This window comes from Delftia sp. DS1230 (assembly GCF_040112715.1).
Classification (GTDB): domain Bacteria; phylum Pseudomonadota; class Gammaproteobacteria; order Burkholderiales; family Burkholderiaceae_C; genus Comamonas; species Comamonas tsuruhatensis.
Genome location: NZ_CP157763.1, coordinates 2,951,938 through 2,975,352 on the forward strand (window position 1 = coordinate 2,951,938; position 23,415 = coordinate 2,975,352).

Annotated in this window: 23 protein-coding genes; all 23 read right to left on the reverse strand. The window is 66.0% G+C overall.

Going from position 1 to position 23,415, the window contains the following annotated elements:
- Window positions 1-18: 18 nt before the first annotated feature.
- Window positions 19-495 carry a hypothetical protein gene (locus AAN986_RS13230; protein ID WP_080650110.1) on the reverse strand — a complete coding sequence of 159 codons (477 nt, stop codon included), beginning with the start codon at window positions 493-495 and terminating at the stop codon, window positions 19-21.
- A complete protein-coding gene (locus AAN986_RS13235; protein ID WP_349335710.1) occupies window positions 492-1,475 on the reverse strand; it encodes a hypothetical protein in 984 nt (327 codons plus the stop codon). The genes AAN986_RS13230 and AAN986_RS13235 overlap by 4 nt, the downstream gene beginning before the upstream one ends.
- A gap of 6 nt (window positions 1,476-1,481) precedes the next feature.
- Entirely contained in the window at window positions 1,482-1,841 is a 360-nt protein-coding gene (locus tag AAN986_RS13240) for a DUF4150 domain-containing protein (RefSeq protein ID WP_016447004.1), read from the reverse strand.
- Window positions 1,834-3,150 carry a DUF2169 domain-containing protein gene (locus tag AAN986_RS13245; protein WP_047219956.1) on the reverse strand — a complete coding sequence of 439 codons (1,317 nt, stop codon included), beginning with the start codon at window positions 3,148-3,150 and terminating at the stop codon, window positions 1,834-1,836. The genes AAN986_RS13240 and AAN986_RS13245 overlap by 8 nt, the downstream gene beginning before the upstream one ends.
- Window positions 3,151-3,160: 10 nt before the next feature.
- Window positions 3,161-5,353 (reverse strand): type VI secretion system tip protein VgrG, encoded by a 2,193-nt coding sequence (gene tssI / locus AAN986_RS13250; RefSeq protein WP_133073825.1) that lies wholly within the window; start codon window positions 5,351-5,353, stop codon window positions 3,161-3,163.
- 121 nt (window positions 5,354-5,474) lie between these two features.
- Window positions 5,475-5,729 carry a hypothetical protein gene (locus tag AAN986_RS13255; protein ID WP_349335711.1) on the reverse strand — a complete coding sequence of 85 codons (255 nt, stop codon included), beginning with the start codon at window positions 5,727-5,729 and terminating at the stop codon, window positions 5,475-5,477.
- 200 nt (window positions 5,730-5,929) lie between these two features.
- Window positions 5,930-8,200 carry a S41 family peptidase gene (locus AAN986_RS13260; protein ID WP_349335712.1) on the reverse strand — a complete coding sequence of 757 codons (2,271 nt, stop codon included), beginning with the start codon at window positions 8,198-8,200 and terminating at the stop codon, window positions 5,930-5,932.
- Window positions 8,197-10,938 (reverse strand): type VI secretion system ATPase TssH, encoded by a 2,742-nt coding sequence (gene tssH / locus AAN986_RS13265; RefSeq protein ID WP_047219153.1) that lies wholly within the window; start codon window positions 10,936-10,938, stop codon window positions 8,197-8,199. Before tssH ends, AAN986_RS13260 begins: the two co-directional genes overlap by 4 nt.
- Window positions 10,939-10,988: 50 nt before the next feature.
- Window positions 10,989-11,552, reverse strand: coding sequence for a hypothetical protein (locus AAN986_RS13270; RefSeq protein ID WP_082138128.1), 564 nt, complete (start codon window positions 11,550-11,552; stop codon window positions 10,989-10,991).
- Window positions 11,553-11,556: 4 nt separating this feature from the next.
- Window positions 11,557-12,162: a hypothetical protein gene (locus AAN986_RS13275; protein ID WP_241150419.1), complete on the reverse strand. Its 606-nt coding sequence runs from the start codon at window positions 12,160-12,162 to the stop codon at window positions 11,557-11,559.
- Window positions 12,163-12,197: 35 nt separating this feature from the next.
- Entirely contained in the window at window positions 12,198-13,031 is an 834-nt protein-coding gene (locus AAN986_RS13280; RefSeq protein ID WP_047219155.1) for a hypothetical protein, read from the reverse strand.
- Window positions 13,032-13,055: 24 nt separating this feature from the next.
- Window positions 13,056-14,246: a type VI secretion system baseplate subunit TssG gene (gene tssG / locus AAN986_RS13285; protein WP_047219156.1), complete on the reverse strand. Its 1,191-nt coding sequence runs from the start codon at window positions 14,244-14,246 to the stop codon at window positions 13,056-13,058.
- The gene (gene tssF / locus AAN986_RS13290) at window positions 14,243-16,117 is read right to left on the reverse strand and encodes a type VI secretion system baseplate subunit TssF (RefSeq protein ID WP_047219157.1); all 1,875 of its coding nucleotides are present in this window, start codon (window positions 16,115-16,117) and stop codon (window positions 14,243-14,245) included. The genes tssG and tssF overlap by 4 nt, the downstream gene beginning before the upstream one ends.
- 23 nt (window positions 16,118-16,140) lie before the next feature.
- Complete coding sequence (gene tssE, locus AAN986_RS13295; protein WP_016453373.1) at window positions 16,141-16,695, reverse strand: type VI secretion system baseplate subunit TssE; 555 nt, start codon at window positions 16,693-16,695, stop codon at window positions 16,141-16,143.
- Window positions 16,696-16,706: 11 nt separating this feature from the next.
- Entirely contained in the window at window positions 16,707-17,153 is a 447-nt protein-coding gene (locus AAN986_RS13300; RefSeq protein WP_047219175.1) for a DUF4087 domain-containing protein, read from the reverse strand.
- Window positions 17,154-17,164: 11 nt separating this feature from the next.
- On the reverse strand, window positions 17,165-17,974 hold the full coding sequence (locus AAN986_RS13305) for a type VI secretion system accessory protein TagJ (RefSeq protein WP_047219158.1): 810 nt from the start codon (window positions 17,972-17,974) through the stop codon (window positions 17,165-17,167).
- Window positions 17,975-18,022: 48 nt separating this feature from the next.
- Entirely contained in the window at window positions 18,023-18,580 is a 558-nt protein-coding gene (locus tag AAN986_RS13310; RefSeq protein WP_047219159.1) for a hypothetical protein, read from the reverse strand.
- A gap of 20 nt (window positions 18,581-18,600) precedes the next feature.
- Window positions 18,601-18,972: a hypothetical protein gene (locus AAN986_RS13315; RefSeq protein WP_013802359.1), complete on the reverse strand. Its 372-nt coding sequence runs from the start codon at window positions 18,970-18,972 to the stop codon at window positions 18,601-18,603.
- Between the two features lie 117 nt (window positions 18,973-19,089).
- A complete protein-coding gene (gene tssC, locus AAN986_RS13320) occupies window positions 19,090-20,583 on the reverse strand; it encodes a type VI secretion system contractile sheath large subunit (protein WP_012205676.1) in 1,494 nt (497 codons plus the stop codon).
- A gap of 28 nt (window positions 20,584-20,611) precedes the next feature.
- Window positions 20,612-21,154, reverse strand: coding sequence for a type VI secretion system contractile sheath small subunit (tssB, locus tag AAN986_RS13325; RefSeq protein WP_013802360.1), 543 nt, complete (start codon window positions 21,152-21,154; stop codon window positions 20,612-20,614).
- 132 nt (window positions 21,155-21,286) lie between these two features.
- The gene (locus AAN986_RS13330) at window positions 21,287-21,700 is read right to left on the reverse strand and encodes a hypothetical protein (RefSeq protein ID WP_047219160.1); all 414 of its coding nucleotides are present in this window, start codon (window positions 21,698-21,700) and stop codon (window positions 21,287-21,289) included.
- Entirely contained in the window at window positions 21,691-22,341 is a 651-nt protein-coding gene (locus AAN986_RS13335) for an N-acetylmuramoyl-L-alanine amidase (RefSeq protein WP_047219161.1), read from the reverse strand. The genes AAN986_RS13330 and AAN986_RS13335 overlap by 10 nt, the downstream gene beginning before the upstream one ends.
- Window positions 22,342-22,389: 48 nt before the next feature.
- Window positions 22,390-23,415 carry a type VI secretion system protein TssA gene (tssA, locus tag AAN986_RS13340; RefSeq protein ID WP_017405326.1) on the reverse strand — a complete coding sequence of 342 codons (1,026 nt, stop codon included), beginning with the start codon at window positions 23,413-23,415 and terminating at the stop codon, window positions 22,390-22,392.

The following is a 23,415-nucleotide window of genomic DNA, read 5'->3' on the forward strand; positions in this document are numbered from 1 at the left end:
CATAAATATCCTGCTTAATCAGGGGCAAAGTCCATGTTTTCTTTTGCCATTTGTAGGAACGCCAAGCTGAAAGAATTCCAATTTATCCTCTTCGAAAGCGACTGTCCATACAACTCCGTCAAGAAAATAATTATCAATCTCCGGCATTCTGCGCTTAAGTTGTCCCAGTTTTTTTTCTATCGCATCCCTGCTGTCATTTGCGCTTAAACCATAAGGTAAAGGTCCGGTGTAAATTCCATTCTTTCCGACATCTCCAGATATTCTAATTTCAAGTTGACTAAATATGAATGCGCCTTCACTTTTGGGTGCTATTCCATTTCCTTTTGCATCGATTTCGAATGACATTGAAAGACCTTGTCCTTTTATTGGGATAAGCGTTTCCAATGACCGTCCTATTTTCGGTCGACTCTTAATGCCATTTTTGGTTAAAAACTCGTCGAACGGTTCATGCGTGCTACTATGGCCTAAAAAAATCATCAGTTCTATTGCATTCATTTCTTTGCCTTTGTTCCGTTGGTGATGGCGTCCTGAATATATTGATCCCAATTCATGTTTCTCAACTCTTGAGCAGCTTTGTCATAGGCATCCTTGCATCCATGATCCTTGTTTTCCATAGCCTTGGAGATGGCATCTGTATTCCTTTTTACAGCTTCATTGAGGTTTCCCGCATCCTGAGAGATTCTTTCAGGAGTGTTTTTATACCGCCAAGTTTGTCCTTCAGCATGAATATCTGGAGGAACAGCAATTGTTGGTGCATTGTTTCGGACAGATTTTCTGATTTCTGAAGCTTGAGCATCGCTAATTTTCACACCAGAATCCCTTAGTTCATTGATCTTGTTTTCGGCAGCTTTTTCGAGAGCGGCACCTGAAGGAGTATGGTCTTTCTCTAGCCCGCTGCCTTTGAGCGATTTTTTGTCGTTGTAAGGCACCTTTTTTCCACAGTCCTTGTGCCTTTTGGGCTTCCCTTTGTCCTTTCCTCCACCCTTACCGTCTGCTTTCTTTGCACCTGTTTCCTTGGCAGCCTTCCCTGCGGCTTCTTCGCTTGCTTCTCGTCCTATTTTTTTTCCTGCAGCCTCTGTTGCCGCTGCTGCTGCCTTCTTCCCATACTTGGCCCCGGTGGCCGCCATCCCCGCGCCCGGGATCATGGCTGCCGCGCTCAAGGCAGCGTTGACTTTATCGCCCTCGGCAAGATAGATCAAAGCGTTGGCGCCGTCGGCAATTTCGCCTACGCCGGGGATGAGGCCCACGACATCCAGACCTGTGTGCACAACGTCGCTGCCCCAGCGCTGCCACCAGCTTTTTTCCTGGGCCACGGGCTTGATGGCGGGAGCCGTGGCTCCGTGGAGGTTGGGGGCAGTGTCTGGGATGACCAGTCCCGAGGTGTTGCCTATCGGCCCTGGAGAAGGGTAGGCGTTGGGCTTGACCTGTGCAGTTTGTGACTGCGCTGCAGGCAGTTGTTTTTTTCTGGTGGCCATGGCGCTTCAGGGCTTCTTCCAGTTCATCCACATCTTGTCGCCAGTGCGCACGATGCCCCGGCCATTGACGTAGACGGTCTTGCTGTGGTCAATGTCGTGGCTGATGCGCATATTGGTCTGGCTGACCACGCCCTTGCCTTGTCCGGGTTCATCGCCCATGACGTTGTCGACATAGCTCTGGTTGTGCAGGTAGACAGGCTTGCCTTGCAGGAAGACGTTGGGAGAGCACTGCCTGCTCTGGTTCATCTGGTGCGTGATGGGGTAGGGCACCGGGACGCCGTTCTTGCTCGGTGTCAGGCATACATCTGGGGTGAGCGAAACGATGCGAAACCGCCCGTCCTTGGATGCGATGTTTTCGTCAGCCACGGCGTGCCTCCTGTGGTTTCGCGCGTTCGCTGGCTGCGCGCTGCATTTCGGCATCCAGTTCCATGCCTGTGCCTTTGGGCCAGGTGCCCAACTCCAGCTGCCTGACATCTGTCTTGGCGCTGATGATTGCCCGCCTGACGGTAGTCACAGTGCCGGTTGCCAAATCCAGGATCACCGTGTCTATGTTCATGGGCGCAAACATCACCACGCCCACATTCAGGCGTACCAGCAGTTGCAGCTCCTGCGTGGGTAGCTTGAAGCGGAAAATGCCCTGGTATTTGTCGGCTGGAATGAGGTTCAGGAGCATGACCTCTTCGCCACCCTGCGGGTAGTCGATCTGCTGGTCTTCCGGCGCACAGTTCCAGTAGCGGTAGTCATGATCCAAAGGACTTTTGGGCCACTGGGATTGCTTCCATGCGTCGTCATGCGTGCCAGCGAGGGAAACCCGAGGACTCCACCAGCGTCCGATGGCGCCCACGCCTACGACCGGATAGTCCTGCTGTCCGTCATAAGGCTGGTTCAAGGCCTCAATCTGCGGCGCTGCGTAGTGCTGCGCGGACTGGGGCTGCTGCTGTGTGTGGATTTCCAGTTTCGCAATGGCTTTGTCGGCGTCGTGGACCGCCTCGGGAAGCCTGCCGCAACCAATCGGATTGGGCGTGTAGAAGGCGGGGAGCGCGTCATGCGCCTGTTGGGCGATCTCGCGTTGGGACTTTGTGGTCCTGACGTCGTCCCTGTCATCCAGAAACTCCTGCAGAAGTTGCTCCTGGCGAATGACATTGGGGCCCCCGAAGGCCAGCTCATAGCACAGCGGCACCTGAGTGACCGGTTTCGGGGCGCCGGGACGCAGCGCTCCGAGGCTGGTCAGAGAGCGCTCGAATTGCCGCGGTCCGGTGACCTGAAGCGTTTTGATGATGCTGTCTGCAAACCTGAAGCCGGCCGGCCACCGCTCATGAGGCTTGCCGTCTGGCGTATATGCAAAGGCATTGGTGAGGATGACATCGCACTTTGGCTTGTAAGGAGCAAGATCGCTTTCCTGCAGCACGCTGCTGATGTTCACGTTTGCGTAGAACTCGTCTGCGGTGCAAAGCGGTGTCTGTTGCTCGGGCGGCAGGACAGTGGGCTCTATGAGATCGCCATTTTTCTGTACCGCGCGCAGCGTGTAGGAGATGCGGCTGACCATGACGTGAAAGATCTCGCCATGTGGGTCCACATGCTGGAAGTACTGGCTGGGCCAGGGCGTGTGGTTGACCACCTCCGGCAAGGGGGCGGACTCCACCGGACTGGGCATTGCGTGGGAAGGGCGCTCCATTCGGGACTCCTCAGTTCAGGTCAATACGCTTGGAGTCGAGGCCGATGTGCTTGCTGCCGACCACGTCGATGTTCTTGCCATTGATGGTGATCGTGCCGTCGCTTTTCATTACCAAGCTGGCAGCGCCCACGGTGATTGAGAGCTCGTCGCCGGCCTGAATGGCGTAGCGCTTTCCTACCGTGGTCTGCTGGTTGCCCTGGACCCTGACGGAACGGTCCACCAGCACCGTCGTGCTCTGGCTCAGCCCCACATTCACCACCATGGCCGCGCCCACGTTGACGTTGTAGGCGGCGCCGATGTTCACCATCTTGGCCAGGCCCACGTTCTGCATGTAGGCCAGTCCGATGGTCTCTGTCTTGAAGCTGCCCACCTTGATCGACCAGTTGTTGCCGATCTTGTCCTTCTCGTTGCGGCCTATGGTCTTGCTGCGGTTCTTGCCGATGGAGATGTTCTCGTCGATGCCAACGTCTTCATTGCGGTTGTCGCCGATGCTGATCTTCTCGTTGTGGTCCACCCGCTCCGTGCGGTTGTTGTGCACGGTGATGGTCTCGTCACGGTCCACGGTCTCGGTGCGGTCGCGGTGGATGACGTTGGTCTCGTCCCGGTCGATGGTCTTGCGCCGGTCGTTGCCCACCCATTTGTCCTCGTCGTTCTCGACCTCGGTGAGCTGGTCCTTTTGCGCATGCAGCCAAAGCTGCTCTTGCCCAGCCTTGTCCTCGAAGCGGATGGCGTTGGCGTCGCCCTGGCCGTTCTTCATGCCCGCGCCTGGGGCGCCGCCCTTGCTCGACCGGGTCTTGATGCCCGATTGCGTGGCGTTGGCCGGCAGTGCCCAGGGCGGCATGTTGGAGGCGTTGTAGACGCAGCCCATGACGATGGGGTGGTCAGGATCCCCGTTGAGGAAGTCCACGATGACTTCCATGCCGATGCGCGGGATGTGCACGGCGCCAAAGCCCGGCCCGGCCCAACTGGTGGCCACGCGCATCCAGCAGCTGGAGTTCTCGTTCATGCCGCCGATGCGATCCCAGTGGAACTGCACCTTGACGCGGCCGTACTGGTCGCACCAGATCTCTTCGCCTGCGGGGCCCACGACGACGGCGGTCTGCGGGCCCGTGGTACGTGGTTTGGCGGTGATGCGCTGGGGCTTGAAGGGAAGGCTGGTGGGCTGGGCCTGGAGCACGAATTTCTGCACCGACCCTTCGCCGCTGCCGCCGTCGCTGACGCGCGGGTTCTCCTCGAAGGCATAGTCGACCGCCGTGACCAGGTAGGCCTGGTTCTGGTCGCCGCGCGGATAGTTGTCCAGCGTGAAGGTGTAGCCCGGCGCCATGGCGCGGTGGTTGGAGCGGCCCTGCACCGTGCTCTGGCGCGTGAGGCTTTGCTGCAGGCGCACGCGGATATAGTCCTCGCCGTCGCCGGTCTCGGTGTAGCCGCCCGGCCATTCGTAGATCTCGTAGGCGTCGTGCGCGTGGCCGGGCGGGTTGCGGCGCATGTTGGACAGCTCGGCGCGGGGCTTCTTGAAGTCGTAGTCGTCGTTGTAGTGCCGGCCAGGCTTGACGCGCTGGTGCAGTTCCCAGGCGTGTATGCATTCCTCGCGCGCCACGGCGGCCTTGCCCGGCGGGTGGAAGGGGATGACGGCGCCGCCCTGCAGCGGGTCGTGCGAGGCGATGACATCGTCGCCCAATGTCAGCACATGCTGGCCCGCGCTGTGCTGGTGGTAGTAGCAGATGCCCTCGTGCTCCATGAGGCGCGAGACGAACTGGAAGTCCGTCTCGTTGTACTGCACGCAGTACTCCCAGGTGCGGTAGGAGCGCGTCAGGCGCTGCTGCATGGGGTGGCCGTAGATGCCCAGGACCTCGTTGATGATGTCCGGCACCGTCTTGTTCTGGAAGATGCGGAAGTCGCTGCGGCGCGTGGCCAGCCACAGCCAGGGCGACAGGCGTGCGCGGTACAGGAAGTTGCGGTGCTCGTCCTGGCCGCGCATGCCGAAGGCAGTGACCAGGCCGTCGATGTAGCGCTTGCCGCCGTCCTGGGTCTCCACCACCACGGTGGCGCCCTTGCCCAGCAGGGCCTTGGGGTCGATGCTGTCGTCCTCGCTGAGCAGGTCGATCTCCAGGGCGAACAGATGACTGATTTCCTCGCGCCCCTGCAGCCGGCGCAGCTGCAGCTGGTCTGCCAGGGGGGTGTTGATGGTGACTCTGCGTGTCATGGTGTCGGATCTCGCGGTGCTTGGGGTGGAAGAGGGGTCGGGGCTTCAGGCCTGGATGGCAGGGCCTGGGTGCGCCGGTCGATGAAGGGCTTGCATGGGGTGGCTGGAAGGTCCTTTGCTGCTATCGGGCTGCGTACACCAGCCCCGGACGGGCGCCGTCGGCGTCATCCTGGGCGCCATCCATGACAGGGGCGCTGTCGAAGGACTGGCCCAGCGCAACGAACTGGTAGTTGCCGCGCCGGTCTGTGAAAACCGCCAGACCGTCCGGCGTCAGGGCTACGTTGAACCAGTCGTTGTCTGTTCCGGGCTGGTCCGGGCCCAGCGTGTGGGACTGGCTCCGGGCCAGCACGCTGCCGGCCAGGCTTGCCTGGTTCAACACCCGGGTCTGCCGGCCATCCGCGCCATACAGCCGCAGCTCCCCGGTGGCTTCGACCTTAACTGGCGTAGCGAGGGCAACCCGCATCTGGTCGGTGCTGGACGAGCAGCCCGCTGCCAGCGCGCTGGCAGCCATGACTGCACAAGTCACGAAACGGGCGGGGGTCAGGTGCGGTGGCATGGCGGCAAGGGCTTGTGGGTCTAGCGCGACGCCTGCGCGGTGCGGCTGCGATCCAGGTGGAGCACGGCGGCGTCCAGCAGCGGGTCGCCGCCGGCCTGGATGGAGGCGGTGAAGGCCGCGTCCACGGGCACGCGCAGGCGCGGGGTCACGCCTTGGGCCTGTGCGGCGGGGTTGTTGCCGCCAGAGGGGCCGGTTTCTGCGAGCAGGGGGACTTGCACGATGAAGCCGGCCGGCAGGTGCACGCGCGTGGCGGGGCCGGTGGCGCCAGCCGTGGCGCTGGTGGCGACGATGTCGGCACGCTGGCTGTGCTGCAGCCAGGCGGCGAACAGTTCGCAGGGGCCTGCGCAGCCCGGGCCTGTGAGCACGGCGATGGGGGCCGTGAAGGGCGTGCCCGAGGCGGCCAGCGGCAGCTGGGCCGGCAGGCCCAGGCCGCCACGGCTGCGCCAGACGCGGGCGGCGGGGTCGAACAGGCGCTGGGCGGCGTCCTGCATGCGCAGCGGCTTGTCGCGTGTGTAGAGCGAGGCCAGCATGTGGGGCAGCAGCTGGTAGGCGTCGTCGCCCCGGTGGGCGCGCAGGTCGATGACCAGGCCCGTGACCCTGGCCTGGGTGGCTGCGGCAAGGGCGCCCTCCCAGCGGTTGAGCTGGCCGGTGGCGCCGTCGGCAAAGCTGTCGAGGGCGATGTAGGCCAGGTTGCCGCCCTGGGCGCTGCGCAGCAGGAAGGAGGCGAGGGCGGGCTCGGCCGCAGCCAGGGCCGTGGTTGCGGCGGGGGCGGCGTCCAGGCGCAGGGTCTGTTCCTGGCTGGCCGGGGGCGCGCCGGCTGCGGTGCGCAGGCTCAGCGTGGCGGGCGTGCCCAGGTCCAGCGCCAGCAGGTCGGCGCGGCGGGCGTCGGCACCGGCGCGCAGCGAGGCGGGGGCAATGCGGTCCAGGTAGCGAGCCGGGCTTTCCCCTTCGATGGCGAGGATGTCGCTGCCAGGCTGCAGGCCCGCCTTGGCGGCGGCAGAGCCTGGCGCCACGCCGGTGATGGCGATGCGGCCGTCCTCGCGCAGCCAGGTGCGCGGCATGGGCAGGTTGACGCTGCCGCGTGCCAGCAGCTGCGGGGACAGGCCCCGGTCTGTGCGGGCAGGCCAAGCCTGGCCGCCGGGCAGCAGAACGCGGTACTGGCCATCGCCCAGGCGCTGGCCCATTTCTGCCAGGGCCTGGGCCTGTGCGGCGCTGTCGCCGCGCTCGGCGGCGGTCTGCAGGCGCTGGCCGTAGTCGGCACGCAGCTTGCCGGCATCAAAGCCGCTGGCAGCGGCCAGCGGGTGGCGCTCGGCAATGAGGCCGATGAGGGCCTGGGCCGCATCGCCCGCGCCCAGGCGGGACAGGTCGATGTCCTGCGCGGGCTGGACGGCATGGAAGGCCAGGGCGATTTCCCGGGCGCGGTCGAAGCGCAGGCCCTGCGGCTCCAGCGTGACCACGGTGTAGCCGCGCGGCAGGGTGACCATGGGGTCGTCGGCGGTGAACAGGCGCCCGTCGGCGCCAAAGCCGGAAGGGAAGCGCTGCGTGGCATCGCTGGCCCAGACCAGCAGCTTGCCGCCCGTGGGCTCCAGGATGTCGCCGCTTTGGCGCGGCCATTCGGTGCGCACGGAGCTGGCGCGCAGCATGGCGTGCTGCTCTATGGCGTCCAGGCTGCGCCGGCCCGCGCGCTGGGGCACGTCGGCGTGGACGGACAGGGCGAAGATGCGCACGCCCCGGCCACCGGGGCGCGCGCGGCCGGTGGACAGGTCATAGGTCGTGCCTTCGGGGTCGCTGGGCAGTTCGATGGCCACGCCGGTGCTGTCGCCGCGCGGCAGGGCCAGCCATTGCGACTTGGCTGGCGCCACATGGGCGGCCTGGCGCTGCACGAGGTACGGCCCCTGGTCCATGAGCGCGACCACGGCCTGGCCGCGCCGGGCGCTGTCGGTCCAGGCATCGCCCAGCACGGCCATGACGCGGCGTGGGCCGCCCTGGTCGTCCTGCACGGGGGCGGCGCCGGAGGGCGGCGACTGTGCCGCCTCGGGCTGGGCCTGGTTGCGGTCCCACCAGGCACGGGCCTCGCTGGCGGCACCTGTGGCCGCGTTGGTGGCCGTGCTGGCTGCGCTGCGGCCGGCCTCCAGCGCCTGCTCGCCGGCCGTGGCGGCGCCCGAGGCCCGCTGCACGGTGTCGGCAGCCTGGCCGATGGCGCCCAGGTCCAGCGCCTGCGCGGCCGGGGCGGCCAGCAGCGCGGCTGCAATCACTGCCGTGGTGGCGCGTGGAAGACGGCGCCCGCTCATGCGGGTTCCGCAGCGCGGGTGCGCACGTCCAGCGTGAAGTCGTCGCCGCTGGCGCCGGCGTGCAGGCTTTGCAGTTCCTGGCCTTCCACGGTGGCCTGCAGGAAGTGGGTGGCCATGCGCGGCAGCAGGTTCTGGGTGAGGATGCCGTCCACCATGCGCGCACCGGACTCGACCTCGCTGCAGCGGCGGCGCACCAAGTCCACGGCGGCTTCGTCGAAGCTGAACTGCGCGCCGTGGCGCTCTTCGATGCGCCGCTGTATGCGCAGCATCTGCAGCCGGATGATCTGCTCCAGCATGGCGTCGGAGATGGGGTAGTAGGGCACGACGGTCAGGCGGCCCAGCAGCGCGGCCGGGAAGGTCTGCAGCAGCGGCTGGCGCACGGCCTGGGCCAGGCCTTCCGGCGTGGGCGCCAGGTCCGGGTCGCGGCACATGTTGGCGATCAGGTCCGAGCCCACGTTGGAGGTCAGGATGATGACGGTGTTCTTGAAGTCGATGTAGCGGCCCTCGCCGTCCTCCATCCAGCCCTTGTCGAAGACCTGGAAGAACATCTCGTGCACGTCGGAGTGGGCCTTTTCGATTTCGTCGAGCAGAACCACGCTGTAGGGGCGGCGGCGCACGGCCTCGGTGAGCACGCCGCCTTCGCCGTAGCCCACGTAGCCCGGTGGCGCGCCCTTGAGGGTGGAGACGGTGTGCGCCTCCTGGAACTCGCTCATGTTGATGGTGATGAGGTTCTGCTCGCCGCCATACAGGGCTTCGGCCAGGGACAGCGCCGTCTCGGTCTTGCCCACGCCCGAGGGGCCGGCGAGCAGGAACACGCCGATGGGCTTGCCCGGGTCGTCCAGCCGCGCGCGCGATGTCTGGATGCGGCGCGTGATGGCCTCCAGGCCGTGGCGCTGGCCGATGACGCGCTTCTCCAGCGTGTCTGCCAGCGAGAGCACGGACTGCACCTCGTCACGCACCATGCGGCCAACGGGAATGCCGGTCCACTCGGCCACGACGGCGGCGACCACGCCGGCATCGACCACGGGCTGCAGCAGCGGGGCATCGCCCTGCAGCTCGGCGAGCTGGCGGCGCAGCGCTTCCAGCGCGGCCACGCTGGGGGGCTCGGCAGGTTCGGTTGCGGTGGCTTCGGCGGCCGTTTCCGGTGCCGCAGCGGACGGGTCTGCGGCGGCGCCGGTGGAGAAGACGGGCGGCTTCAGGCCCATGAGGGCGGCCTCGGTTTCCAGGATGCGGCGGGCCAGCGCGCTTTCCTGGCCAAAGCGCTCGGCCAGCGTGGCCTGGCGCTCGCGCAGGCCGGCCAGGTCGGTTTCCAGCGCCTGCAGGCGCTCGGCCGTGGGCAGGCCGAGGGCGGCCTCGCGCAGCAGCACTTCCTGCTCCACGCCCAGGGCCTCGATGCGGCGCTGCACGGCTTCCAGCTGGGCGGGCGTGGCATGCAGGGCCATGGCCACGCGCGAGCAGGCCGTGTCCAGCAGGCTGACGGCCTTGTCGGGCAGCTGGCGCGAGGGAATGTAGCGGTGCGACAGGCTGACGGCCGCGGCCACGGCGTCTGCGGCAATGCGCACCTGGTGGTGGTTTTCCAGCTTGGCGGCCACGCCGCGCAGCATGTCCACGGCGCGGGGCTCGTCGGGCTCGTGCACCTGCACCAGCTGGAAGCGGCGGGTCAGGGCCGGGTCTTTTTCGATGTATTTCTTGTACTCGGCCCAGGTGGTGGCGCCGATGGTGCGCAGCGTGCCGCGCGCCAGGGCGGGCTTGAGCAGGTTGGCGGCATCGCCCGTGCCGGCCTGGCCGCCCGCGCCCACCAGGGTGTGGACTTCGTCGATGAAGAGCACGATGGGCGTGGTGCTGGACTGCATGGCGTCCAGCAGGCCGCGCAAGCGGTTCTCGAATTCGCCCTTCATGCTGGCGCCGGCCTGCAGCAGGCCGACGTCCAGCACGCGCAGCTCCACGCCCTGCAGCGGCGGCGGCACATCGCCCTGGGCGATGCGCAGGGCCAGGCCTTCGACCACGGCGGTCTTTCCCACGCCGGCCTCGCCCACCAGGATGGGGTTGTTCTGGCGGCGGCGCAGCAGGATGTCCACCATCTGGCGCACTTCGTCATCGCGGCCCGTGACGGGGTCCAGTTCGCCCGCCTTGGCGCGGGCCGTCAGGTCCACCGTGTACTGCTGCAGCGCACCGCCCTGGCCGGGTGCGGCGCCCGTGGCCTGGCTCGCTTCGCCCGGCGTGCCTTCCAGCCCGCTGCCATCGGCCGCGCGCATGCGTGCCTCGGGCGAGTCGGGCAGCAGGCGGGCGAAGGCATCGCTGAGCGCGGGCTCGGAGATCTTGTCGAATTCGCGCGAGATGGAGCGCAGCTCATTGGCCAGCGAGCGCGTGCGCACCATGCCCGACAGCAGATAGGCGCTGCGGATCTGGCTGTCGTTGAACATCAGCGTGGCATAGACCCAGCCGCGCTCGATGGCGGTCTCTATGTGCTCGGAGAAGTCGCTGATCGAGGTGGCGCCGCGCGGCAGCTGGTCCAGGCGGCGCAGCACATCGGCGGCCAGGCGGTCGGAGGCGATGTCGAAGTGGCGCAGGATGCGGATCAGGTCGCAATCGTTTTCCTGCAGCAGCTGGTGCAGCCAGTGCACCAGCTCCACATAGGGATTGCCGCGCAGCTTGCAGAACACGGTGGCGCCTTCCAGCGACTTGAACAGCAGCGGGTTGAGCTTGCCGAAGAGGGATTGGCGGCTGATTTCTGTCATGGGTCTTGGGTGCGGAAAAAGAGTGGATGAATGGGGGCCGGGCATGCCGGCTAGCGGCGGGGGCGGACTTCGACCTTGTGGCCCTTGGCCTGGCACTGCGCCAGCAGCCGGTCGACCCAGGCGCGTTCGACGAGGAAGCTGCTGCCGGTGATTTCCTGCGCCGTTTCACGGACGTCGGCGGCGAGGTGGATTGCCTTGGCTTCGGACAAGGCATCGCCATCCCATTGCGCTTCATCCGGCGATGGTTTGGCGGTGAAGCGGCGCTGTCCCAGATTGGCGATCTGGCCGCCTTCGAGCCAGACCATCCAGACCGACGAGCGCGCAGGGACTGCGCTGCGGTTGTGTTGTTGCACGAAGCAAAAGCGCTGGAGGGCTGAAGGCTTTCCGGGGCCAGTCGATGCCTGGCGGCTCTTCAAATAGATACGCAGGGCGGCTGGAGAAGGAATCAGGGATTGCGCCGGACGCGAGAAATCGGAAGCCCGCCCGCTTTCAGGCGCTGCCAGCAAAGGCAGGGCCGATCCCGCCAGGGTGGCCAGCAGACACCTTGCGAGCAGGCGACGGCCTTGCCTGACACGGCATGGGCCGGGAAAGCGGTTGCGTCCGATATGCGGCATGCGGCTATCGGGCAGGAGTCACTTTGATGGTGCGGCCCTTGGCCTTGCACTGCGCCAGCAGCATGTCCACCCAGGCGCGTTCGACGAGGAAGCTGCTGCCGTAGATTTCCTGGGCCGTTTCCCGCACGTCGGTCGCGAGCTTGATGGATTTCATTCTTGCCAGGCTTTCACCATCCGCTTTGGCGTCTTCTTTCGTCAGCGTTTTGGGCGAATAGAGATGCCAGCCCATATTGACGATCTCGCCGCCATTGAGCCAGACCATCCACACGTTCGGCTCGGGATCGGACGGATGGTCGGGACGCTGCTGCACGAAGCAAAAGGTATTGCTCTGGCGGGCTCTTTGGGTTTCCCAGACTTCATCCTTGAACTTCAGGTATTGCCGCAGCGCAGTTATGGACGCGACTCTTTCCTGCGCAGGCCGAGAGTAGTCGGCAGCCGTCGGCTGGGTTTGCTGGCTGCTGATTTCAGCCGGCGATGCCGGTGGCGGCGATGATTCGGAGGCTTGGGCACCTATCAAGCAGGCGCTCACTGCAATGGCAGTGGCAAGGCTGGCCATTGGAAAATGGCGATGCGGTTTCAAAGCGCTTGATCCGGTATGGGTTGGTGACATGGAGTGCCCTCCTTGGTTTTCGATGTGTTTGGGGATCAGTCGCGTTTGCGCAGCCGGGCATGTGTGTAGAACATGTTTCTAGCCAGCGCGGCGTGCTGAATGAAGTCGGCACCGGGAGAGCTGGATTTCGCAGTTCTCCAGGCGAACAGGCCTGTGGGGGTAGGGTCTGGCGGCACCGCGCCGGTGGCAACGTCCAGGGCCGCCTGCACAAAGTCCAGATAGGCCTTGCGTTTGGGATGCAGGCCGTTGTTGGCGTTGTCCACATAGTCGCGGAGGTTCTTGGCAATGTCGGGACCCAGCTTCGGATAGACGTTGAAGCCATGGAATTGGACCGATCCCCGGTCATCCGCCATGACGATGTCCTCGACGCTGGTGGCACCGCGGGCCATGAAGTCTTCAGGCTTTCCGCTTTTCAAGCGGTTCTCGATGACTCGGCGCATCCATTGCATTCCGGTTTTCACGTTGTCGAGATTCCAGGCCAGTGAGGTGTCGCCCGGCGAGACGCTTTCCGCCAGGAACAGCCTTGCCAGCATCCCCTCCGTCGTGCTCTCCGCAGGCAGCGAAATGCTCTTCTCCACCTGCACGGTGATGGCTGCGGGCATGACGCTGAGCCCGCTTCCCTGCACCGCCACGATGCTGAGCTTGGTGAGCCCGGGCTGCTGCGCCACGAAGTCGAATTGCCAGCTGTCGGCGCGGGCGTTGTGTACGGGGGGCTGGGCCGCAAGAATGCTGGGCGCATCGATCCTGGCGCCCAGCTTGTAGGTCTTTGCGACGGCCTCGATCTTGACGCGCAGGCGGTTGCCTTCGACCAGTGTCAGCGTGGAAGGGACCGGGGCGTTGTGCGGGAACTTGATCTGTACGGTGGGCATGTGTGCGAGCAGGGAAGTGGTGATTCAGTGGTTCGGTGATTCAGTGGTTCGAGGGCTGGGGCCGGGGCGCCGGCCCCGCACGGGCTGGCGGCGCTGGCGCAGCCAGGCTTCGGGGTCCAGGCGGAAGTCGCGCGCGTCCTGGGCGGGCTCGGCGTGGGTGAGCCAAGTGGTCCAGCCCAGCTGGGTGCTGCTGCCCAGCCGGGCGGCAGGCACTTCCCGGCGGCGCAGCACCAGCACGTAGTCCCAGGCGAATTCGATGCCCAGGTAGTTGCGCACCCAGTCCACCAGGGTCTGGAACAGTGCGGCCTGGGGCAGCAGCTGCTGGTATTGCGCCAGGCCCAGCGGGCCGAGCACCAGGCGGAACTTGCTTTGTGCATCGGGCACGCGCGAGCCCACGACGGCGTCCACGCCCAGGCGCGAGTTGCAGGGGCGGCCCTGCAGCCGGGTCTGCTGCTCGGGCTCCAGCTCCAGGTGGTGCAGGCAGTTTTCTTCCAGCTTCACGGGAATCTGGAAGTAGTGCGACAGGGCCTGGCACAGGCCTTCGGGGTTGCGCGTCCAGCGGGTCAGATGGCCGGCCATGAAGCGCTTGGCGTGGTCTGGCACGTCGTCGCGCGCGCGCTGGCTGGGCAGGCCGGCGCCTATGAAACTGTCTATGTAGCGGCCAAAGGGGTCTTCGCCCGGGCGGTCCAGTGATGCGGTGGGCTGTGCGTCCGACCAGGCGCGGAACAGCAGCAGCAGCATGCGGTGGTGAAAGATGTCGGAAAAGCGTGCCAGCGTGGCGTCGTCATGCTGGCGCAGGCGCTCGCGCACGTATTCGGTGATGTGCGTGGGCAGCGGTCCGTTGGGGCCGTAGAGGCCGAAGTTCCAGACCGTCATGCGCTCGGGCTCGCCGGCGCGCGAGGGCAGGATTTCTGCAATGGTGGCGGGGGCGAAGGCCAGCGACGGGTCCTGGCCCAGGCGCAGCGGCTCGTCCTTGGGGCGCGTGGCCTGGCCCAGGCGCGGCAGCGCGGGATGGCGTGCCTGCAGGTAGCGCAGGCTGTGCATCAGGTCGAACTGGTAGGGCTTGGCGCTCAGGCGCTGCCAGAACAGGCGCGCCCGGGCGTCGTCGGGCCCGGTGGCCTGCACGGGCGCACGCGCGGGCGCCGGAGCTGGAGCCGGAGCCGCCGACTGGAGGTGCTCCGGTTCGGGCAGGGGGGCGTGGGCGGCGTTGCTCATATGCCGGGCCTTTGTCCGGGGCGCGGAGTCCAGCGCGCGACGGGGCCGCGCTGGCGCGAGTGCAGCTGCAGCTCGGTGAAGCTGTTGACGCCCACATGGCGGGCGAAGAATCGCTCCAGCACATTGGACAGGGGCCAGGGGCTGACACCGGCCATGGCCGGCTCGTCCACGCTCAGGTGTACGCCCACGCCGCGGCCGTAGACCAGTTGGCGGTGCTGGGGCAGGCGGCGCGTGATGGGTTCGATGCGCATGCCCTGGATGGCGGCGATCTGCCCGGCCAGCTGGTGGTTGCCCAGGTCCAGGTACAGGCGCAGCAGCTCCTGCAGCGTGGCCGCGCCTTCCTCGTCGGACAGATCGGTCATGGCCAGGTAGTTCAGGCTCAGGTGGGAGATCAATCGCCAGGTCAGGCCTCCGTCGGCCACGGCGGGGATGGGCGCGCTGGGGCCGGCGATGGCGCGGGCCCATTCCACGGGTGCCGATTCCTGCAGTGCAAAGTCGCCGCCCGGCTGGTTGACGCGCATGAGCAGGGGCAGGTCGCGATTGGTGCACAGGGTATGCATGGACAGCTGCTTGAGCTCGTCGGAGAACGGCGCCTCGCGCTGGTCCACCAGCGAGATGAAGACTTCCGAGCCCAGGTACTGCGTGCGCGGGCCGCTGCGCAGGCTGCGTTCGGAAAACAGCCGGGGCTCGCGCCGCGTGGTGAAGTAGGCCTGCTCGGTGGAGTGCAGGCCGTGAGTGGATGCGTACAGCGGCGCAAATTCACGGTCCTGCGTCTTGCCTTCGTGGTGCCCGGTGACGGCCTGCACGCCGTAGACCTCGAAGTCCAGCGGCCGCATGCGGTCGGCAACGACGTGGTATTCGTGCACGTTGGAGGCCACGTGCAGGCGGTCCGCCGTGTACTCGAACAGGTTGATGGCCGGAATGCAGTGCATCAGCAGCTTGGCCGCGTCGATCTGCGGCTCCAGCGTGGGCGCGGCGCGGCGCAGCAGCAGCGTGATGCCCACGCCGTCGTGGGCAATGCGGCGCATGCTGCGCGACAGGCCGTTGATCGAGAAGAACCGCTGCCGCGCGGGAAACGCGAAGTACTCGTGCAGCAGCCGGTGGCCCTGGAAGGCGCGGTGCGAATAGGGAATCAGGGCCTGTTCGCTGTCATGGCCCTCGGCGCGCAGCGCATCGGGCGGGAGCACGTCCCAGACCTGGCGCGGGTCCTGCGGGTGGTGGACCACGATGGCCAGCGTCTGCGTGTGGATGAGCTCCTGCAGATGGGAAGCGACGACGTCGCCCGCATGGATATACACCCACAGCTGGTCCAGCGCCACCTGCATGCACTGCGAGGCATCCAGCGTGGCCAGCTGCAGCCGCAGGTGGCCGCCGGCCTCGCCCAGCTGGGGCACCAGCGCATGGGGCAGGTCCAGCGCCGGGCCGCCCAGGCGGGCCTGGCGTATCTCCAGCGGCCACAGCGTCAGCGGCCCGCCGGTGCGGAAATCGCAGATGGTCTGCTCTTCCTGCACCTTGTGGGTGCGCAGCACGCTGCCCGAGGGCAGGGTGAATCCATCGACCAGGTTGCCTTCCTTGGCACTGGGCTTGAGCTGGACCACCACCATGGATGGCGTGGGCGCCAGGTAATGGGGGCAGACCATTTCCAGCATGCGCTGGGACAGGCGCGGGAACTCCGCGTCCATCTTCAGCTGGATGCGTGCGCTCAGAAAGCTGAAGCCCTCCAGCAGGCGCTCCACATAGGGGTCGGCCACATCGGTGTCGTGCAGCGAAAGACGGCCCGCGACCTTGGGAAAGGCGGCAGCGAACTCGGCGCCCAGCTCGCGCAGATAGGCCAGTTCGCGGTTGTAGTACTCGACGAGGCGGGGATTCATGGTGTGTGTGGCGGCGTCCGGGCTCAGGCCCTGAGGTTTTGCAGCGAGACCTGGCCGGTCTCCAGGTCCAGGCTGGTCTTGAGCAACAGCTCCAGCGGATAGGGCATGGACCAGAACTGGCAGCGGATCTCGAACTGCAGCGTGTTGTGGTGGTTGAGCTGCTCGGTGGAGGCCAGCAGCGTCACGGCCAGCGTCTTGGGCAGGATGCGCGGCTCGAAGGCCAGGATGCTTTCGCGGATGCTGCGCTCCACATGGCCCCAGTCCAGCTCGGACAGCAGCTGGCCGGCCAGCGGCGGCATGCCGTAGTTGATGACCGAGCGCTGCACATGCTCCAGCCCCTCCATCTCCACGTGGTCCCAGGCATCACGCGCATTGAGCAGCCAGCCCAGGTCGCGCAGCAGGGCCTCGCGCAGGCGGGATTCGTTCACGAAGACCGCATCGGGCCGCTCGGTGCGCAGATGGGGCTCATGGTCGGTCAGCCGGTCCAGCAGGGCGGGCTGCAGCCGGTCCTTGGCTGCGGTCGCCTGGTTCTGGCGCGTGCGCAGCGTGGGCATGGGGTTGAGGGGACTGGGGCGCATGGCTTGTTTCTTCAGGAACCGGCCGGCCGGGCAGCCGCCAGGGGGGTCACGGGCTCCTTCGCCTTCAAAGCCGGGTCTTGGCGGCAGGCGGAAAGAGGGCGCGAACGTGCGGAGAAGATCTGCACGATCTGCTCCTTGTCATCGGTGGACACCTTCATGCAGGCGCAGCCATAGCCGTAGCTGCCATGGCCGGTACGCACCCAGTCACGGTTTGCAAAGCGGGGCCAGTCGCCCTGGGCCTGGTGGCCGCCCTGCACGCCAACGGTCCAGTCGGTATCGCGATCGGTCAGCGAGGCATTGGCGGGCGTGGGGTTGTCGAACCAGCCGCAGCGCAGGGCATTGGCCAGGCCGTGGCTGGAGGCCGATGCAGGCCACGGGCCCAGGCACAGCAAGGCGGCCAGCAGCGAGCACGGGCAGCGCAGCGCTTGCGGGGACGCGGGGGCGACTGTTCCGTGCATGGCCTGCTCCGTCATCGCGTGGGGGTGTCCAGCGCCAACTGGCGTACCTGCAGCATGGGAAAGTCCTCGGAGTCGGTGACCCAGGTGCGCTGGCCGTGGCCGGCCACGTGGCCTGCGGATTCGTCAGGATCGGAGGCATCTGTGTCCAGCGGGCTCCACTGCGTGCGGCGCGACATGCGGACGGCATCGTCATCGCCGGGCGCCAGCGGATAGCGCGCGGGCATGAAGCCCTGCAGCGCGCCGCCCTCGCGCAGCGTGACCTCGCAGGGCAGCCAGATCAGGTCGCGCAGGTCCTGCACGGGCTCGAAGCCGATCTGTGCAATGGCGTCGAAGGGCAGCCAGTAGTAGCTGCCGTGCGCCAGCAGCTCGCAGACGGGGCCCAGGCGGGTATCGCTGTCGGCCAGCCATTCGAAGCGGTGCTCGCCCATGTGGCCGGCCGTGGCGGGCGCTTCGTCCAGGGCGCGGGCGCGCAGGTCCTGGGCAGCTGCTCCTTCATGGGCCAGGGCGTCGATCAGGCAGGCCAGCCATTGCGCGGGCTCGCCCATGAGAAAGGGCTTTTTCTTGCCGGCGAAGACCTCGGCGCGCAGCACTTCGCAGCGGATGGCCTCGCGGTATGCGCGCGCCATGGGCTCGCACGAAGGGTCGAGCTGCGCGCACAGCTGCAACTGCTCCAGCGCCTTTTGCCATTCGCCCAGCACGCACAGCAGCTGGAAGTAGTAGACGCGCAGGGGCGCCGAGGCCGGGGCCTGGCGGATCTGGTCCTTCAGGGCCTTGAGTTGCTCGTCCAGGGAAAGCTGTGAGGTGAAGCTGGGCAGGGGCATGGTGAAAACGCAGGAAAAAGAGAGGGGCGGGGTGCGGCTGCGCCCCGGTCAGTCGTCGTAGGAGCGGCAGCCCCAGCGCACGGCGTCGGGCGCCTCGCCGGCCACATGGCCGATGACGATGCGCGGTGGCGTCTCGTCCAGGCCCTTTCTGAGCGGCATGGCGCGTGCGTACTGGGCGGGCAGCTCGCCAAAGCCTTCAAGATCCCAGCTGCTGCGCGCCTGCGGCCGGGCCTTGGTGCGCTGGACCAGCGCCTGCAGGCTGCCCGTGGCGTGCGCCGCGACAATGCTGCCACTGCCGCCGCGCACGGTGATGGAGGACACCTGCGTGCCATCGATCTCCAGCGGCGTGGCAAACAGGTAGAGCAGGTCCAGGCTTTCGCCGGGCGCGCGGTCCACCACGGTCACGCCCTGCGCGCGCAGGCGCTGGGCCAGCGCTTCGTCGCGGCCATCGGGAAACTCGATGCGGCAATGCAGGGCGTCGGTGAACAGGGTGGAGATGTCCGCTGCCGCTGCCGCCGTCGTTGTCGTGGCGGGGGCGGCCTGCACCGTGGCGCAGGCCGTGCCGGCCAGCAGCAGGGTGAAGAAGGTTTTGGAACAGGCGTTCATGGCGTGGCTCAATGGGCGCATCAGGGATGGCGGTAGATCTTGAAAGCGGGCTTGTGGGTGCGGTAGCCGGGGCCTGCCCAGAAGCCGTTCTGCTTGAAGTCCGAGATCCAGACGCTTCCGTCGAACATCTGCATGTGGCCGGCGGGCGATGAGGTGAAGCCCTGCATCACCGCCACATCGCCTTTCTTGTAGCCACCTTCGGGCATGGCGTCGTAGCGTGTGAAGCCGGCGGCCACCAGGCTGGTGCCGTAGTCCTTGGCATCACGCGTGCGCTGCAGTGCGATGCCGCCAGCGCCGATCGCATCGCGCACATAGCGCGCGCAGTAGCCGGCAGAACTGGCGCGGGCATTGGTCTGCAGGGTGGCGACGGCGTTGTCTACATTCCAGGGCATGAAAAGCCTCTCTGAGTTGGGTCCTGGAGGGGAAAGCTTCTCCAGGCCTGTTTCTTGTTATGGGGCCTGGCCCTGGTGCGAGCGTGTCGGCACCAGGAGCCAGGTGGACAGACAGTCTTACTTCGCGCCCTGCTTCACGGAAGGCAGCTTGGACACCAGGCGCAGCGACACCGTCAGGCCTTCCAGCTGGTAGTGGGGGCGCAGGAAGAACTTGGAGGTGTAGTAGCCGGGGTTGCCCTCGACTTCCTGCACCTGCACCTCGGCGGCGGCCAGGGGCTTGCGGGCCTTGGTTTCCTGCGAGGAGTTGGCCGGGTCGCCGTCCACGTAGTTCATGATCCAGTCGTTGAGCCAGCGCTCCATGTCGGTGCGCTCGCGGAAGGAGCCGATCTTGTCGCGCACGATGCACTTGAGGTAGTGCGCGAAGCGGCAGCAGGCGAACATGTAGGGCAGGCGCGCCGACAGGTTGGCATTGGCCGTGGCGTCGGAGTCGTAGTACTCGGCGGGCTTGGCCAGCGACTGGGCGCCGATGAAGGCGGCCACGTCCGAGTTCTTGCGGTGCACCAGGGGCATGAAGCCGTTCTTGGCGAGCTCGGCCTCGCGGCGGTCGCTGATGGCGATTTCCGTGGGGCACTTCATGTCCACGCCGCCGTCGTCGGTGGGGAAGGTGTGGGCCGGCAGGTTGTCCACCGCGCCGCCCGATTCCACGCCGCGGATGGAGGTGCACCAGCCGTAGTACTTGAACGAGCGGTTGATGTTGACCGCCATGGCGTAGGCCGAGTTGGCCCAGCAGTACTTGCCGTGGTCGCCGCTGTCGGTCTCTTCCTCGAAGTCGAATTCATCGACCGGGTTGGTGCGCGCGCCGTAGGGCAGGCGTGCCAGGAAGCGCGGCATGGCCAGGCCGATGTACTTGGCGTCGTCGGACTCGCGCAGGCTGCGCCAGGCGGCGTACTCGGTGTTGGTGAAGATCTTGGTCAGGTCGCGCGGGTTGGCCAGCTCCTGCCAGGATTCCATCTGCATGATGGCGGGCGCCGCGCCCGAGATGAAGGGGCAGTGGGCCGCGGCAGCCACCTTGGCCATTTCACCGAGCAGCTCCACGTCCGGCGGGCTGTGGTCGAAGTGGTAGTCGCCCACCAGGCAGCCGAAGGGCTCGCCGCCGAACTGGCCGTATTCCTCTTCGTACACCTTCTTGAAGACGGGGCTCTGGTCCCAGCCCACGCCCTTGAAGCGGCGCATGTTGCGGTGCAGCTCCTTCTTGGAGATGTTCATGACGCGGATCTTGAGCATCTCGTCCACCTCGGTGTTGGTCACCAGGTGGTGCAGACCGCGCCAGGCGCCTTCGAGCTTCTGGTAGTCGTCGTGGTGGATGATGCGGTTGATCTGCTCGGACAGCTTGCGGTCGATCTCGGCAATGATGGCCTGCACCGTCTGGTAGGCATCGTTGGACAGCGTGATCGCCGAGCCCAGGGCCTGCTGGGCCAGCGTCTGCACGGCCGCTTCCACGGCTTCGCGGGCCTGGTCGGTCTTGGGCTTGAATTCCTTTTGCAGCAGGCTGCCGAATTCGCTGCCGGCCAGCGCCTGGGTCGATTGTTCGAGTTGGGTTGCGGTATTCATGACGTGCTTGCCTTCCTGATGTGCTGCCTCAAGCCTCGGATGCAGGGCCCAAGGCCTGCGGGGCAGTGATGTTGGGCGCGGCGGCCAGCGACTTGAGCAGCGCAGGGTCCTTGAGCACCTTGCCGATCAGCTCCTCGGCGCCCTGCTTGCCGTCCATGTAGGACAGCAGGTTGTGCAGCTGGGTGCGTGCCTCCAGCAGCGAGTTGAGCGCGCCCACGCGCCGCGCGATGGCGGCGGGGGAGAAGTCCTCCATGCTCTCGAAGCTCAGGTCGATGTTGAGCTTGCCCTCGCCCGTCAGCGTGTTGTCCACCTGGAAGGCGACGCGGGGCTTGATGGACTTCATGCGCGCATCGAAGTTGTCGATGTCGATTTCCAGGAACTTGCGGTCGGCGATTTCGGGCAGCGGATCGACGGGCTTGCCCGACAGATCGGCCAGCACGCCCATCACGAAGGGGATCTGCACCTTCTTTTCCGAACCGTAGATCTCGACGTCGTACTCGATCTGCACGCGCGGCGCACGGTTGCGCGCGATGAATTTCTGACCACTCTTGCCGGTTTTGGTGAGCGACATGCGGGTGTTCCTTTCAAGAAAAAAATGGGTCGCAGAAGTAAAAAGCCTGGAGTCCCGCCTTGCGGCGGACCGAAGGGCTGAGGGCGCAAGAGGCCGTGTGGAAACGGTCAAAGCCGTGGAAAGGCGCAGATGTCATGGGGACGCTGGCTCCTTGAAGTCGAAGTCCGGCTCCAGCAGATCAGTGCAGGCTTCGCAATAGAGGTAGGACACGGAGCGTTTGCTCTCTGTGGTTCCCCAGCCGGTGCCGTCATCGATGGCCAGCCGGAATTCGCGGCCACCCTTGAAGCGCACGACGGCACTGGCGCTGCAACTACCGGTTTCATAGGCACGCGCGTAATTAAACTGGCTGCTGGGCCTGGCGTGGCGCAGGAAATAGCGCACACGCTTTTCGTCAATGCGCAGTGAATCGCAATGGATATTCGGATCTTCGCTTTTGGCGGCGCTGACCGGGATCGTGATGCGCTCTATGACGGGCTTGGAGCGTGTATCCGCAAAGGCCGCCACGGCGAAGCCAAACGCTACGGCGAGACACCATTTCATTGCCATGTCGCGGTCTCCGCTTCGGTAACGTTCTTGTAGCTGACTGCCGGGTGGCGATGAATTTCGGTTCCCGGAATCTGCAGGCTGTTCTTCAGCTCTTCCACCAGATAGCTCAACGCGCTTTGCTGAGGCCCGTTCACTGCCTCGTAGACGGCGTTTTCGTTGATGAACTCCTGCTGCTTCTTGGGCGTGAGATTCGGGGGCATCTTTTTGCTCGGAGGCAACGACGCGATGCCAACGATTTCAATGCCGATGCTGTCCAGGTTGGAGGGGTAGCGCTCAGGGACGCTCTTGGTCATCTCTGTGCGGCTAATAGCCTTGGGGCCGCTCTTGCTGTACTGCTTGATCTCCGCTGCAGTACACCGATGCTCTGCCAGGCAGCGTGCGCGCACATTGCCAACGTGGTTGGTCCGCCGATACAGCGAAGCTGTCTGGTAGATCGTGCCCTGCTTGCTGATGAGGAAGTGCGCCCCGTTGGCGCCAGGGACCAGGTAGCTGTTGAAAACAGCCTGCTCCGTGGAGGAACCCGTCTGGTGGACGATGATCCCTCGGACCGTGGGCATGGCCGCGCGCTCAATGGCCGTGGTGCGTCGCGGCAGGATGCGTGCGTTGTTGATCACCATCCCGTTCTTGTCGACTTCAAGCATTGCTTGCATCCTTTCGTTTAAACAGCGCCTCGTTCTTGGCGGTGGCCCTCATGTCTGCTGCTCCTGCAGGTGGGCGCCCGTGATCACTTCCACCTGGGCCAGGCTGTCGGGCGACAGTTCGCGCAGGATGTCCATGAAGCCCATGCGCATGAAGCGGGCGGCGCGGCGGATGAGCAGGGGGGCGGGGTTGGAGGGCTCGGTGCGCTCCACGAAGGCGGCGATTTCCAGCAACTGGGCAATCGCCTGTTCGCGGTTGCGTGCCGGGGTGTGGGGGGTGCCGGGCGCGGGCTGGGATGCCAGGCCGTCCCCGGTGCCGGCCTGTGCGGCCGGATCGGTTTCAGCGGCCGTGTCGGCGTCGCCTGTGGACTGGGGCAGCCATTGACCGAGGGCCAGCAGCAGCTGGCGCAGGCCGTCGAGCTCGGGCTGCTGGTGGCTGGGCAGGTGCTGTTCGCAGCAGGCGCGGATCCGGTCGAGTTCCTGCAGCGCGGGGGTGACGGCCAGCAGGGTTTCGTGGCCCTCGGCATGTGCGCGGGCCGAGGCCATGCGCAGCTCGTCGGCGGTCAGGTGCGGCAGGTCCTCGGGCACGTTGCCCCTGGCCATCAGTTCGGCGTCGCGCACGCTGATCTGGCCCAGGGCGCCGCGCAGGAAGTCGGCGTTGCGCAGGTCGCGCACAAAGCCCGTCACGTCCGACAGGGTGCCCAGGGCGTTCATGCGCATGAAGTAGTCGTCGCCGTCCTCGGGCAGGGGGTGGACATGCTCCCAGTGGCGCTCCAGCAGGGCGGCGCACAGCTGCAGGCCCTGCAGCGTGCCGGGCAGGCCGTGCAGGATGGTCCAGGCACGGCACAGCAGCACGGCCACGCGCAGGTCCTTGGTGCGCTGCATCAGGGCCGAGGCCTGGCGCTCCACGTCGCGCCAGTCCGGTGGCTCGGCGGGGATGACGGTGTCGCCGAACTGCTGTTCGACCTTGCCCTGCGCAGCGCTTTCCATGGACTGGAAGTCGTTGTCATAGGTGAGGTCCGGGCCGCAGGGGGGCTCGGCGGAGGTCTCGGTCAGCAGGTCCTGGATATTGGCCAT

Coding starts and splice junctions, on each gene's coding strand:
- AAN986_RS13335 (WP_047219161.1), bottom strand. CDS start 22,341: ATGCTTGAAGTCGACAAGAACGGGATGGTGATCAACAACGCACGCATC.
- AAN986_RS13235 (WP_349335710.1), bottom strand. CDS start 1,475: ATGGCCACCAGAAAAAAACAACTGCCTGCAGCGCAGTCACAAACTGCA.
- AAN986_RS13230 (WP_080650110.1), bottom strand. CDS start 495: ATGAATGCAATAGAACTGATGATTTTTTTAGGCCATAGTAGCACGCAT.
- tssH (WP_047219153.1), bottom strand. CDS start 10,938: ATGACAGAAATCAGCCGCCAATCCCTCTTCGGCAAGCTCAACCCGCTG.
- tssA (WP_017405326.1), bottom strand. CDS start 23,415: ATGGCCAATATCCAGGACCTGCTGACCGAGACCTCCGCCGAGCCCCCC.
- tssG (WP_047219156.1), bottom strand. CDS start 14,246: ATGAGCAACGCCGCCCACGCCCCCCTGCCCGAACCGGAGCACCTCCAG.
- AAN986_RS13300 (WP_047219175.1), bottom strand. CDS start 17,153: ATGCACGGAACAGTCGCCCCCGCGTCCCCGCAAGCGCTGCGCTGCCCG.
- tssF (WP_047219157.1), bottom strand. CDS start 16,117: ATGAATCCCCGCCTCGTCGAGTACTACAACCGCGAACTGGCCTATCTG.
- AAN986_RS13260 (WP_349335712.1), bottom strand. CDS start 8,200: ATGAGCGGGCGCCGTCTTCCACGCGCCACCACGGCAGTGATTGCAGCC.
- AAN986_RS13270 (WP_082138128.1), bottom strand. CDS start 11,552: ATGCCGCATATCGGACGCAACCGCTTTCCCGGCCCATGCCGTGTCAGG.
- AAN986_RS13330 (WP_047219160.1), bottom strand. CDS start 21,700: ATGGCAATGAAATGGTGTCTCGCCGTAGCGTTTGGCTTCGCCGTGGCG.
- AAN986_RS13280 (WP_047219155.1), bottom strand. CDS start 13,031: ATGCCCACCGTACAGATCAAGTTCCCGCACAACGCCCCGGTCCCTTCC.
- AAN986_RS13245 (WP_047219956.1), bottom strand. CDS start 3,150: ATGGAGCGCCCTTCCCACGCAATGCCCAGTCCGGTGGAGTCCGCCCCC.
- AAN986_RS13275 (WP_241150419.1), bottom strand. CDS start 12,162: ATGTCACCAACCCATACCGGATCAAGCGCTTTGAAACCGCATCGCCAT.
- AAN986_RS13310 (WP_047219159.1), bottom strand. CDS start 18,580: ATGAACGCCTGTTCCAAAACCTTCTTCACCCTGCTGCTGGCCGGCACG.
- AAN986_RS13315 (WP_013802359.1), bottom strand. CDS start 18,972: ATGCCCTGGAATGTAGACAACGCCGTCGCCACCCTGCAGACCAATGCC.
- tssI (WP_133073825.1), bottom strand. CDS start 5,353: ATGACACGCAGAGTCACCATCAACACCCCCCTGGCAGACCAGCTGCAG.
- tssC (WP_012205676.1), bottom strand. CDS start 20,583: ATGAATACCGCAACCCAACTCGAACAATCGACCCAGGCGCTGGCCGGC.
- AAN986_RS13305 (WP_047219158.1), bottom strand. CDS start 17,974: ATGCCCCTGCCCAGCTTCACCTCACAGCTTTCCCTGGACGAGCAACTC.
- tssE (WP_016453373.1), bottom strand. CDS start 16,695: ATGCGCCCCAGTCCCCTCAACCCCATGCCCACGCTGCGCACGCGCCAG.
- tssB (WP_013802360.1), bottom strand. CDS start 21,154: ATGTCGCTCACCAAAACCGGCAAGAGTGGTCAGAAATTCATCGCGCGC.